Here is a 13,334-nt window from a genome sequence, read left to right as displayed (position 1 = left end):
GGCGCGTCAGTACGTGCGGCCGAGCTGCAGGTAGAAGTTGCGGCGGCCGCCGGGCGCGAGCGCAACGCCGATGTAGACGGGCCCGAACGCGGTCGACAGGCTCGTGAAGAACGTATAGCTCTGCTTGAGCGCGCCGCCGCCGATCTGCTGGCCGCTCGACCAGACGTTGCCGACTTCCGCGCTGGCGCCGACCGACAGCGCCTTGACCGGCGACGCGTTGAACGTCATCAACTGATTCATGTAGGTGATCTGGCCGTACGCGAGCTCGTTGCCGTTCAATTGGTCGGCCGCATAGGCGGACAAATGCTGGAAGCCGCCGAGCGTGAAATTGAACGCGTTGATCAGGTTGGTGCCGCCGATGCTCTTGCCGCCTTCGATCGTCGCGCTGACGCTGTGCCGGCCGAACTGCTGCGCAATCATCGCCTTGCCGTAGATCTCGGTGTAAGGCGCGTCATTGATCCCGTCGTCGAACTCCTGTGCCGATCCTCCGTTGCGCGATACCAGCGAGCGTTCGACGCGCAGCTCGGTGAAATAGCCCTTGCGCGGGAACATCGGATCGTCGAGCTGGTCGATGACGAGCCGCGCCCGCGCGGTCAGCGCCCGCGACGTGAAGCTCGGCCACAGCAGCTCCCGGCCGCTGCCGTCGTCGAACGGCAGGTTGTAGGTCGGCGAGCCGTGCCCGGTCACGTAACCGAGACCTATCCGGAAGTCGCCGAGCCGCGCGATCGGCAGGCCGAGATCGATCCCGGCGCGCGCGGTCTGCATCAGGTACTGCGTGATCTTCACGTCGCCGGTGTCGTCGTACAGGTTCGCGTAGCGGCGCTGGTATTCGGCATAGGGCGAGATGTAGACGCCGTAAGCCATCGGCAGCGGCTGGCGCAATTCGACGCGCGCCGACTGCAGGTCGCTGCCGATCGTCGTATCCGCGCGGAACTCGAGGCCCGATTCGGTGAGCCAGGGCCGCCGGTAGCCGAGATGCAGGCGGAAGCCGCCCTCGTCGGTCGAACTGCTCGACATGCCCAGGCCGAACAGCAGGAAATTCGGCCCCCAGTATTTCTCGCGCGCATTGATCTCGAGCACGTTGTCGTCGCCGTGGCTCACGACCTGCTGGGTGACGCTCTCGAAGTTGCCGCCCGTCGTCAGCCCGAGCAGATCCTGGCTGACGGCCTGCGGATCGTAGAGGTCGCCGGGCTTCACGTGCAGCGCGTCGCTGACGACGCGCTTCGGCACGCCGCCGCTCGTCTTGATCTCGATGCGCGTGATCCGGACCGGCGGCGGCAGCGGCTGCGCGTGCGCGGAGCGGTAGGCGGCGTATTCGTCGGGGGTGAGCGCGTAGCGCTTCAGGCGCGGCAGCGCGGCGGTTGCCGCCGCTTCGCCGGCGGAGATGGCCTGGCGCGCGTTCTGGAAATCGGTGAAGCCGAGCGAACCGAGCTCGGGCGTGAGCAGCACGTCGTTCGCGGTGATCTGCCGGCGCTGGGCCGACACGTTCTGGCGAATCAGGATGCCGACCATCTGCTGCATCACGTCGGCGGGCGACGCGAGCGCGTCGAGCGGGCGCAGTTGCGAGCCGATGTCGACGGCGATCACGACGTTCGCGCCCATCTGCCGCGCGGTGTCGACCGGCAGGTTGCTGACGAGGCCGCCGTCCACCAGCGCGCGGCCGTTGATCTCGGCCGGCGCGAACAGGCCGGGCATCGCCATGCTCGCGCGGATCGCGAGCGGCAGCGAGCCGTGGTCGAGCACGATCATCTGGCCCGTCTGCAGGTCGGTCGCGACCGCGCGATACGGAATCGGCAGCCGGTCGAACGGCTGGTTGGTCGGCACGGAGGCGGTCCAGTCGGCAAGCAGCGCCTGCAGTCGGTTGCCCTGCACGAGGCCGACCGGCACCTTCACGCCGCTCTTGCCGAAGCCGAGCGTCAGGCCGTTGATGTACAGGCGTTCGTCTTCCCGGCTGGTTTGCGGCAGGTCCGCGCGGTCCGTCACGTCGAACGCGATATCCGCGAGGTTGACCTCCGACAGGCGCTTCTGCATGTCGGCGGCGGCCATCCCGCTCGCGTACAGGCCGCCGACCACCGCGCCCATGCTGGTGCCCGCGACGCAGTCGACCGGGATGCGGTTTTCCTCGAGCACCTTCAGCACGCCGAGGTGCGCGTAGCCGCGCGCGCCGCCGCCGGACAGCACGAGGCCGATCGACGGGCGGCCGGCCGGGCCGCCGTCGGCCGTGCAGTCGTGCGTGGCGGCGGGGGCAGCGGCCACTGGCGTGCCGGCCGCAGCGGGGGCGGGCGCGATGGCGGTGGCCGGCAGCGGCTGCGCGGCGATCGTGCAGCACCAGAAGGCGACGAGCGTCGTGCAGAGCGGGCGTACCCGCGCCCAGCGGAAGGAAACGGTCGCTGTCATGGAGGAAATACCTGGCGTGAGCGTGCGTCTGAGGCCTGCCGGGAGCAGGCAAGACCGAGAGATTACCGTGTTTTACAGGCGCGACGCGAGAGACCGTTTCGGAGTCCGACACCCTCGAAGCGCTGTTTTCGGCAATTTCGTCGCGTAATAATCATCAGGATTGGCTAAAGTATCGGCACGATTTGCCGCTAACTTCATGATGGGGCGGCAGGCGCGCCGCGGGGATGCGGCGGGGCCGTCCCGGCCCGATCGTTCACAAAAGGCTTGATATGTCGACACCGCTGTTCGGAAAGTTGTTTGCGCAACCCGTTGCGATCGACCCTGGAACGGCGAGTACGCAGATCTATACGCACGCGCGCGGCGTGGTGCTGAACCAGCCGTCGGTCGTTTGCTTCCGCAAGGCCGGCGCGAACGACGCGCGGCCGACGCTCGAGGCGGTCGGCGAGCGCGCGAAGGCGCTGCTTGGCCGCGAACCGGGGCATCTCGAAGCCGTGCGGCCGATGCGGCACGGCGTGATCGCGGACGCGCACGCGGCCGAACAGATGATCCGCAGCTTCATCGACATGTCGTGTACGCGTTCGCGCTTCAGCCGCCGCGTCGAGGTCACGCTGTGCGTGCCGTCCGATGCGACGGCCGTCGAGCGCCGCGCGATCCGCGAGGCCGCGTTCGCAGCTGGCGTGTCGGAGGTCGAACTGATCGAGGAATCGCTGGCAGCCGGGCTCGGCGCGGGCCTGCCGGTGACCGAACCGGTCGGCTCGATGGTCATCGACATCGGCGGCGGGACGACCGAAGTCGCGGTGATCGCGCTCGGCGGCATCGTCTATCGTGAGGCGATCCGCGTCGGCGGCAGCCAGTTCGACGCGGCGATCGTGAACCATGTCCGCAACCTGTACGGCGTGCTGCTCGGCGAGCAGACGGCCGAGCACGTGAAGAAGACCATCGGCTCGGCCACCAGCGCGGTGCCGCGCACGACGACGCGCGCGGTCGGGCGCAGCATCGGCGATGGCCTGCCGCGCTCGGTCGAGCTGTCCAACCACGACGTCGCGGACGCGCTGGCCGCGCCGCTCAAGCAGGTGATCGGCGCGGTGAAGTCGGTGCTGGAAAACGCGCCGGCCGAACTCGTGACCGACATCGCGAATCGCGGCGTGGTGCTGACGGGCGGCGGTGCGCTGCTCGCGGATCTCGAACGCCTGCTGTACGACGAGACGGGGGTGATCGCACGGATCGCCAACGAGCCGGCCACCTGCGCGGTGCGCGGCGCCGGCGAGGCGATGGGGCGGCTGGCGATGTGTCCGGCCGATTGACGCGGTTCGGGCCGGGCCGGCCGGGCATCACCGCGCGGCGCAGTCATTCTCATTCCTTCGATCTCCGTATGACCGGCCTGCCTTTCCGGGCACGCTTCGTCGATCATCCCGCCGACAGGCCGGTAACGGTCCCGCATCGATCCGCCGCGTGGACATGCGCGAGCGCGCCGTGCTAGCGTTACGCGCCCATGCCGGGCCGGGCCAGCCGATACGCCCGACGACCTGAGAGACCGAAAACCTTGAACCACCAATCCAAACGGGGCTTTGCGGCCCGGGCTGGCCGCCTGCTGGCCGTCGTCGCGTGCATCTGGGTTGCCGCGGCCGTCGCGCTCGTCGTGTACGGGATGCGGATCCCTAGCGAACCGGCCGACGTCGCCGTGATCTTCGGCAACGCGCTCGACGATACGGGCGCGCCGAAGCCCGTGCTCGCGGCCCGGCTCGACGTCGGCGTGCGCTGCTACCGCACGGGGCAGTGCCCGGCGTTTCTGGTCAGCGGCGCGATCGACGGCCCCGGGCTGAACGAGGCGACGGCCATGCGCGACTATCTCGTGGCGCGCGGCGTGCCGGCCGACCGGATCGCCGTCGACGACCAGGGCGACAACACGCTCGCGACCGCGCAGCACACGCTTGCGTACCTGCAGGCGCACCGCCTGTCGCGCGTGCTGATCGTCAGCCAGTACTACCACCTTGCAAGGGCGCGCCTTGCGTTCGAGCGCGTCGGCATCGCGCGGGCGAACATCTCCGCCGCGTATCCGCGCCGCTTCCAGTTGCGCGATGTCTATTCGAGTTGGCGCGAGGTGCCTGCCTACGCGGTGTATACGGTGCGTCTGTGGGCGAATCCCGACGCGCGGCCGGTCTCGTTCCGGCCGATGCTTTACCTGATGAGCCTGTTCTCGTAAGACGGCGCACGGGGCAAACGCGTCCGGCGCCTGATTTTCCCCTTCCTTCGGGCTTCCTGCCGTTTCACGCCGGATGCGGCGTTCTTTCCATTGTCTTCTCTCCGGCCGCGCGTATGTCATCGGTGCCGGACAAGCGATAACGATTTGCCTTTCAGGTTTGATGCAGGGCGGAAATCGTAACGATTTTACGATCGCCTGAAAGTCCGGTTTCTGTCCGGTTATTAAACGGATGCTGATTATCTGTATCGGTAATTCGCCGGCATGGAAATGCTGCGCTGCAAAATTCGTGCGCATTGAATCGAAGCCGTGTATCAGTGCTTTTACTGGTGCCGAGATTTCGGTGTTTTTTGCGAAAAATCAAAATAAAAAAGCGAAAAACATGCGAGCGCTGCTGCAGACATGCGGTGGCGGGTAAAAAATACATCCATCCTGGGCCCCGATCCGATGGGTAAACATCGACTGGAAAACGGCGAGAGTTTGATATAGCCTTGTCTGACAAAAAGCAGGGAAGTAATCAAATCAACCAAAAATTCGCTGCAGAGAAACAGGGGCCGCCATCATGTCATTCGACTAGTTTCACGTCCGCAACCCGGGGCTGATTAAAAAACTTATCCATCAATATACCGACGTCGCGTCGCGACCGCCGGTGTGCACACTTTTGTCCGCGATTTTCTGCTGCGTGCCGTCCGGTGCAGATGCAATACCAAAACCAATAATGAGGGAAAGCATGAATCTTGCGCGTTCGAAAAAATCCGGCGAGTCGTTTCCGAGACTTCTGTTGCCGACGGGCGTTTTCCTGGCGCTGTCCGGCGCCGGCATCGTTCCCGCCCATGCGACCTGCAGCACGGCGGGCACCACGGTAACCTGTTCCGGCGTTGCGAACCCGCTGGCTCCCAGTTACGGGAACAGCGCGAACAACCTGAACGTGACGGTCAACCCCGGCGCGAGCGTTGGCGTGCTGCTCGGCGTCGGCGGCACGGCGATGTCGCTGACCGGCAACAACAACACACTGACCAACAACGGCACGATCGATCCTTCCGCGCTCGGCTCGGGGCTCGGCGTGCTGTCGAGCGGGGCGGTGGTCGGCAATGCGTCGGCGAGCAACACGACCGTCGTCAATAACGGCACGATGAACGGTTCGACCGGCGTGGCGATCAGCGGCGTGACGGGCATGGCGCTGTCAGTGCAGAACGGCACGGGCGGTACGTCGAACATCACGAACACCGGCACCATCGGCTCTAGCCCGCTGGTCGGTGCGACCCTCGTCGGCGCGGACGCGCCCGTGGTCGCTGCATACGGCGGCGGTCAGGTCAATATGTCAAACAGCGGAACGATCACCGGCCGCGTATCGTTTGGCTCGAACGGCACGCCCGGTCAGGGCAATACGTTTACGAACTCGGGCACGATCAACGGCGGCGTATCGATGGGCGCGAACAGCACCAACACGTTCAATGCCGTGACGGGCTCGTCGGTCAACACGGCGGGCGGCACCGGCGGCGCGTTCAACATCACGGTCGGCCCGGTCACGCTCGGCGTCGCGGCGACGGGCGTCGTCGACGGCGGCGCGGGCGGCAACAACACGCTCAATCTGCAGCAGGGCGCCACCGCGAACGGCACGATCGCGGTCAACAACTACATCAATTTCAATCACCTCGACGTCAACAGCGGCAACTGGACGATCAACGGTGCGTCCACCGCGCAGGACGCGACGCTGAACGGCGGCGTCGCGATCATCGGCAACAACGCGTCGCTCGGCACCGGCACCATCACGGGCAATGGCGGCGCGCTGCAGGCGGGCGCGGCCGGGCTCGACGTCGCCAACAACGTGACGCTCGGCGGCGGCGGGCTGACGGTGCAGGGCGCGACCGGGCTCACGCTGTCGGGGACGGTAGCGGGCGCTGGCGCGCTGACGAAGAACGACGGCGGCACGCTGACGTTGTCCGGTGCGAGCACGTACTCGGGCGGCACGAACCTGAACGGCGGCGGTCTGGTCGTCGGCAACAATACGTCGCTCGGCACGGGCGCGCTGAACGTCAACACGAACGCGTCGCTCGACACGAGCGCAAACGTGACGCTCAACAACGTGGTCAATCTTGCCACCGGCACGACGCTGACGATCGGCGGCAGCAACGATCTCGCGCTGGCCGGCACGATCGGCGGAGCCGGCGGCCTCGTGAAGAACGGCGCGGCGACCACCACGCTGACCGGCGCGAATACGTATACCGGCGAAACGACGATCAACAGCGGGACGCTCGCGCTGGGCGCGGGCGGCAGTCTGGCGGCGACGGGCACGGTCAACCTGACCGGCGCGGGCGCGACGTTCGACGTGAGCAACGCATCGGGCGCGCAGACCATCGGCTCGCTGGCCGGCGTGGCCGGTACGAACGTGACCCTCGGCGGCAATTCGCTGACGCTCGACGGCAGCGGCAATGCGACCTATGCCGGCACGATCGGCGGCACGGGCGGCGTGACGCTGTCAGGCACCGGCACGCAAACGCTGACGGGCACGAACACGTATACGGGCGGCACGAACCTGAATGGCGGCAACCTCGCCGTCGGCAGCAATGCAGCGCTCGGCCTCGGCGCGGTGAACGTGAACGGTTCGTCGACGCTCGATGCGACCACCAACGTGTCGCTCGCGAACGGCGTCAATATCGCGACGGGCACGACGCTGACGCTCGTCGGCAACACCGGAATCGGCCTGGGCGGCGTGATCGCCGGTGGCGGCGGTCTCGTGAAGAACGGCGCGGCGGCGGTCACGCTGTCCGGCGCGAACACCTATACGGGCGGCACGACGCTGAACGCCGGCGGCCTGGTGCTCGGCAACGGCTCGGCGCTCGGCACCGGCGCGCTGACCGTCGGCGGCGCGGCGACGCTCGATACGACCACGAGCCTGACGGTCGGCAACGCAATCGATCTCGGAACGGCCACCACGCTGACGCTGGGCGGCAGCAACGCGCTCGGGTTGAGCGGTGCGATTTCCGGTGCGGGCAGCCTCGTGAAGGACGGCGCGGCGACCACCACGCTGACGGGCGCGAACACCTATACAGGCGGCACGACGATCAACGCGGGCACGCTGGCGCTCGGCGCGGGCGGCAGTCTCGCGGCAACGGGCACGGTGAATCTCGCCAATGCCGGTGCGGCGCTCGACATCGGCGCGGGCGGCGCGCAGGCGATCGGTGCGCTGTCGGGCGTGGCGGGCACGAACGTGAGCCTCGGCGGCAACGTGCTGACGCTCGGCGGCACGGCCAGCGGCACCTTCAGCGGCGCGATCTCCGGCACCGGCGGCCTGACGCTGGCCGGCACCGGCACGCAGACGCTGAACGGCGCGAGCACCTATACGGGCGGCACGAACCTGAACAGCGGCAGCGTCGTGCTCGGCAATGCCGCGGCGCTCGGCACCGGCGCGCTGAATGTCGGCGGCGCGGCGACGCTCGATACGACCACGAGCCTGACGGTCGGTAACGCGGTCAATCTCGCCGGCACCGGCTCGACACTGGCACTTGGCGGCAGCAACGCCCTCGCACTGAGCGGCGGGATTTCCGGCGCCGGCAGCCTCGTGAAGAACGGCGCGGCGACCACCACGCTGACCGGCGCGAACACGTACTCGGGCACCACGACGATCAACAGCGGCACGCTCGCGCTCGGCGCGGGCGGCAGCTTCGCGTCGACGGGCGCAATGAACCTCGCGGGCGCGGGCACGGTGCTCGACCTGAGCAGTGCAACGGGCGCGCAGTCGCTCGGCGCGCTGTCCGGTGTCGCGGGAACGAACGTCAACCTTGGGAGCAACGCACTGACGCTGGGCGGGACCGCCAGCGGCACCTTCAGCGGCCTGATCGGCGGCGCGGGCAGCCTGACGCTGGCCGGCACCGGCACGCAGACGCTGAACGGTGCGAATACCTATACCGGCGGCACGAACCTGAACAGCGGCAGCGTCGTGCTCGGCAACGCAGCGGCACTCGGCACCGGCGCGCTGAACGTCGGCGGTGCGGCGACGCTCGATACGAACGCGAGCCTGACGGTCGGTAACGCGGTCAATCTCGGCACGGGCGCGGCGCTCGCGCTGGGCGGCAGCAACGCGCTCGGGCTGAGCGGCGTGATTTCCGGCGCGGGCGCACTCGTGAAGAACGGCGCGACGACCACCACGCTGACCGCTGCGAACACCTACACCGGCGGCACGACGATCAATGCGGGCACGCTGGCACTCGGCGCGGGCGGCAGCCTCGCGTCGACGGGTGCGGTGAACCTCGCCGGCACGGGTGCGACGTTCGATGTGAGCGGTGCGACAGGCGCGCAGACGATCGGCACGCTGTCGGGCGCGGCCGGCACGAACGTGAGCCTCGGCGCGAATGCGCTGACGCTGAACGGCGCCGGCACCGCATTCGGCGGCACGATCGCCGGCACGGGCGGCGTCACGGTGGCGAGCGGCACGCAGGTGCTGACCGGCAGCAACACGTACACGGGCGGCACCACGATCGCGGCCGGCGGCACGCTGCAACTCGGCAACGGCGGCACGTCGGGCAGCATCGCCGGCAACGTCGTCGACAACGGCGCGCTGGTGTTCAATCAGTCCGGCAGCGTGTCGGTTGCAAGCGTGCTGTCCGGCACCGGTTCGCTGACGCAGGTCGGCAGCGGGCAACTGACGCTGACGGGCACGAACACGCTGAGCGGCCCGACCACGGTCAGCGCGGGCACGCTCGCCGTCAACGGTTCGCTCGGCCAGTCGGCCGTGACCGTGCAGAACGGCGCGACGCTGACGGGCACCGGCACGATCGGCGGCCTCGTGGTGCAGGGCGGTGCGACGGCGGCTGCATCGCAGCCCGGCGCAGCGCTGAACGTGGCCGGCAACGTCACGTTCCAGCCGGGTTCGACGTTCCAGGTCGCGGCCACGCCGCAGCAAAGCGGCAGCATCGCCGCGACGGGCACGGCGGCGCTGAACGGCGGCACCGTGCAGGTGCTCGCGAACCAGACCGGCTATCAGCCGGGCACCACCTACACGATCCTCACCGCCTCGTCGGGCGTGCAGGGCGCATTCAGCCAGGTGAAGGCGAACTACGCATTCCTGATGCCGACGCTCAGCTACGATCCGGATCACGTGTATCTGCAACTGGTCGGGAACGGCACCGCGCTGCCCGACGTCGCGACGACGCCGAACCAGCGCGCGGTCGCGACCGCGCTCGAAGGGCTCGGCGCCGGCAACCCGCTGTACGACGCGGTGCTGACGACCGACGCGGGCACCGCGCGCCGCGCGTACGGGCTGCTCGACGGCGAACTGCAGGCGAGCCTGAAGAGCACGCTGCTGCTCGACAGCCGTTATGTGCGCGACGCGGTGACCGATCGCGTCCGCCAGGGGCTCGCGCCCGGATCGGGCCCGCTCGCGGCGCTGTCGTCGGGCGGTGCCGCGCTGTGCGGCGACAACACGGCCGGCGCGGTCGACCCGACGCTGCCGCCGGAACGCCGGATCGGTTCGCGCGACGGCTGCTACGGCGGCACGCCTTACCAGCCGGTCGTATGGGGGCAGGCGTTCGGCGGCCGCAGCCGGCTGACCGGCGACGGCAACGCATCGACGATCAAGCGCAGCATGACGGGCTTCATCGCCGGTGCCGACATGGCGCTCAACGACAAGTGGCGCGCGGGCCTGGCGGCGGGCGTCACGCATAGCTCGCTCGACAACGACCAGAGTTCGTCGGCGTCGGTGAACAGCTACTACCTGTCGCTGTACGGCGGTGCGCAGTACGGCGCGCTCGGCGTGCGCGGCGGCGCGTCGTATACGTGGTACCGGATCAACAGCGACCGTTATCCGGGCTTCGCGGGCTTCTCCGATCACGATTCGGCCGGCTACAACGCGAATTCGGCGCAGGTGTTCGGCGAAGTCGGCTACGCGCTGCCGGTCGGCCCCGTCGCGATCGAACCGTTCGCGGGAATCGCGTACGTGAACCTGCATACCGACGGCTATACGGAAAACGGCGGCGCGGCAGCGCTGCGAACCGGCGGCGAGACGACCCACGTCGGCTTCTCGACGCTCGGCCTGCGCGCGGCGTCGCAGCTCGGCTCGATCGCGAGCGGCACGTTCACCGCGCGCGGGACGGTCGGCTGGCGCCACGCGTTCGGCAACGTGCGGCCGTCGTCGGCGTTCACGTTCGCGAACGGCGGCACGTCGTTCCAGGTGTCGGGCGTGCCGATTGCTCGCGACAGTGCAGTGCTCGAGGCCGGCATCGACGCGAACATCACGAAGCGCCTGACGCTCGGCCTCACGTACAGCGGCCAGTACGGCAGCGGCGTGCGCGACAACGCGGTGCTCGGCAACATCCTGTGGAAGTTCTGACCGGCGCGTAACGCGCCCACGTCGGCGCCGGCTTCGGCGCCAGCCCGCGACGCCATGCGGCGACGGAAACGTCGCATGGCGTCGCGGCCGTTTCGTCGCTGCGCACGTCCACCGTTCTGGCCTATCCTGTGCGAAACACGCGACGCGCGCCGCGCGTTGCGCCTCGACACAGGAGCATCGATGCCGAATCACGCCGAAGCCACGACGACGCAGGCGCCGCAAGTCGCGCCTGTTGCCCCGACCCCAGCGCCGGGCCCCGCATTCATCGCGCCCGAAGCCGATCCGCAGGCGCTCGCGCGCGGCAACCAGTACGTGCTGAAATCCGGCGACGCATTCGTGGTCAGCGATGCGCTCGGCGACGTCGGCGGTCACGACGACGGCCTGTTCGTCGACGACATGCGCGTGCTGTCGAAATGGCGCCTGACGTTCGGCGGTCGCGCGCCGTCGCTGTTGTCGGGCGCGACGAGCGCCGACAACGCATCGTTCACCGCGCACCTGACGAACCGCCCGCTGCCGCCGCTCGGCGGCCGCGAGACGCCCGAGGGCGTGATCCATATCGAACGGATGCGCGTGCTCGCGGGCGACGTGCTGTACGAAGCGCTGACGCTGACGAACTACGGCGCGAGCGAAGCCGAGGTGCCGCTGTCGCTGTCGTTCGCGGCCGATTTCAAGGACATGTTCGAGGTGCGCGGCACGCAGCGCCCGAAGCGCGGCACGGTGGCTGCTCCGCGTGTCGACGCGGGCGCGGTGCGGCTGCGCTACGACGGCCTCGACGGCGTCGAGCGCAACGTGACCGTGCATTTCTCGCCGGCGCCCGACGCGCTGTCGGTCGATCGCGCCGACTACACGCTGACGATCGCCGCGCAGGCGTGCGTGTCGATCTACCTGACCGTCGACGCGACGCTCGGCCCGGCGCACATCGAAGGGCCCGGGTGCGGCCGCGTCGCGCTGCGCACCGCGCTGGTCGGCGTGCACCGCGAGATGCGTGCGCGGCGCGAGTCGATGGCGCGCGTGAACACCGGCAATCCGCTGTTCGACGCATGGCTCGACCGCTCGCTCGCGGATCTCGGGCTGCTCACGACGCAGCTCGACACGGGGCCGTACCCGTATGCGGGCATTCCGTGGTTCTCGACGCCGTTCGGCCGCGACGCGGTGATCACGTCGCTGCAGATGCTGTGGCTGCAGCCGTCGCTCGCGCGCGGCGTGCTGCGTTTTTTGGCCGAGCATCAGGCGCGCGAAACGTCCGCGTTCCGCGACGCGGAGCCCGGCAAGATCATGCACGAGTTCCGCCGCAGCGAGATGGCCGCGACGGGCGAGGTGCCGTTCGCGCTGTACTACGGCGGCGTCGACACGACTCCGCTGTTCATCGTGCTGGCCGGCGCGTATGTCGAACGCACCGGCGACGATGCGCTGATCGACGAGCTGTGGCCCGCGCTCGAGCGCGCCGCGCAATGGGTGATCGACAAGTGCGACCGCAATCCTTACGGACTGCTCGATTATCAGCGCACGTCGGAGCGCGGCCTCGCGAACCAGGGCTGGAAGGACAGCCACGATTCGGTGTTCCATGCGGACGGCCGCTTCCCGGACGGGCCGATCGCGCTCGTCGAAGTGCAGGCCTATGCATGCGCGGCGCTCGATGCGATGTCGGCATGCTCGCACCGGCGCGGCCACGCGGCCGACGCCACGCGCTACGCGCTGCGCGCGAAGACGCTGCGTGAGCAGGTCGATGCGTTGTTCTGGATGCCGGAAGGCGATTTCTACGGGATCGCGCTCGACGGTCATGGCGACCTGTGCCGCGTGTTCGCATCGAACGCGGGCCACCTGCTCGCGTTCGGGCTGCCCGACGCCGAGCGCGGCGCGGCGGTCGCCGGCGTGCTCGGCTCGACGTTGTTCCAGACGGGCTGGGGCATCCGCACGCTGGCGGCCGGCCAGCCGCGCTTCAACCCGATGGCGTATCACAACGGTTCGGTGTGGCCGCACGACAATGCGCTCATCGCACGCGGCCTCGCGCGCTACGGCGACAAGACGGCCGCGGTGAACCTGCTGCGCGCGCTGTTCGAGGCGGCGGTGAGCTTCGAGATGCGCTTGCCGGAGCTGTTCTGCGGGTTCCCGCGCCGGCGCGGCGAACCGCCGACCGCGTATCCGGTCGCGTGCCTGCCGCAGGCGTGGGCAGCCGGTGCGCCGTTCATGATGCTGCAGGCGTGCCTCGGCGTGAGCATCGATGCATCGCGCCACGAGGTGCGCGTCGAGCGCCCGACGCTGCCGGAAGGTGTCGACTGGCTGCGGATCGATGCGCTGCGCATCGGCGACGAAACCGTGTCGCTGACGTTCCGTCGCGTCGATGGCCAGGTCGTCGCGTCGGCCGAGCAGCCGGGCCGCGTGAAGGTGGTCGCGGTGCTGTAGTGCGGC

The 13,334-nt window shown here is 68.9% G+C and carries 5 protein-coding genes; 4 read left to right on the top strand and 1 reads right to left on the bottom strand.

The features are described 5' to 3' along the window. Positions 1–6: 6 nt before the first annotated feature. Complete coding sequence (locus OEJ37_RS10325; RefSeq protein WP_175918402.1) at positions 7–2,397, bottom strand: patatin-like phospholipase family protein; 2,391 nt, start codon at positions 2,395–2,397, stop codon at positions 7–9. Positions 2,398–2,666: 269 nt separating this feature from the next. On the opposite strand from OEJ37_RS10325, the gene OEJ37_RS10320 reads away from it, so the two are divergent. From OEJ37_RS10320 to OEJ37_RS10305, 4 genes are all read left to right on the top strand, one after another. Then, positions 2,667–3,701 carry a rod shape-determining protein gene (locus tag OEJ37_RS10320; protein ID WP_175918401.1) on the top strand — a complete coding sequence of 345 codons (1,035 nt, stop codon included), beginning with the start codon at positions 2,667–2,669 and terminating at the stop codon, positions 3,699–3,701. Positions 3,702–3,889: 188 nt separating this feature from the next. Next, the gene (locus OEJ37_RS10315; RefSeq protein ID WP_411859253.1) at positions 3,890–4,600 is read left to right on the top strand and encodes a YdcF family protein; all 711 of its coding nucleotides are present in this window, start codon (positions 3,890–3,892) and stop codon (positions 4,598–4,600) included. Between the two features lie 727 nt (positions 4,601–5,327). Next, positions 5,328–10,925 (top strand): autotransporter domain-containing protein, encoded by a 5,598-nt coding sequence (locus OEJ37_RS10310; RefSeq protein ID WP_263344207.1) that lies wholly within the window; start codon positions 5,328–5,330, stop codon positions 10,923–10,925. A 180-nt stretch (positions 10,926–11,105) separates the two neighbouring features. Beyond that, positions 11,106–13,328, top strand: a complete 2,223-nt coding sequence (locus OEJ37_RS10305; RefSeq protein WP_263344206.1) for an amylo-alpha-1,6-glucosidase — start codon at positions 11,106–11,108, stop codon at positions 13,326–13,328. Positions 13,329–13,334: the final 6 nt, after the last annotated feature.

The sequence above is a fragment of the Burkholderia sp. BKH01 genome (genome assembly GCF_025685725.1).
In the GTDB taxonomy this organism is placed as follows: Bacteria; Pseudomonadota; Gammaproteobacteria; order Burkholderiales; family Burkholderiaceae; genus Burkholderia; species Burkholderia pyrrocinia_C.
The sequence above is the reverse complement of the archived record's forward strand: the minus strand, read 5'-3'. Positions and strand labels throughout refer to the sequence as shown.

What these genes read in the sequence shown, in the direction of transcription:
- OEJ37_RS10320 (WP_175918401.1), top strand. Translation starts at nt 2,667, where the DNA reads ATGTCGACACCGCTGTTCGGAAAGTTGTTTGCGCAACCCGTTGCGATC.
- OEJ37_RS10325 (WP_175918402.1), bottom strand. Translation starts at nt 2,397, where the DNA reads ATGACAGCGACCGTTTCCTTCCGCTGGGCGCGGGTACGCCCGCTCTGC.
- OEJ37_RS10305 (WP_263344206.1), top strand. Translation starts at nt 11,106, where the DNA reads ATGCCGAATCACGCCGAAGCCACGACGACGCAGGCGCCGCAAGTCGCG.
- OEJ37_RS10310 (WP_263344207.1), top strand. Translation starts at nt 5,328, where the DNA reads ATGAATCTTGCGCGTTCGAAAAAATCCGGCGAGTCGTTTCCGAGACTT.
- OEJ37_RS10315 (WP_411859253.1), top strand. Translation starts at nt 3,890, where the DNA reads ATGCCGGGCCGGGCCAGCCGATACGCCCGACGACCTGAGAGACCGAAA.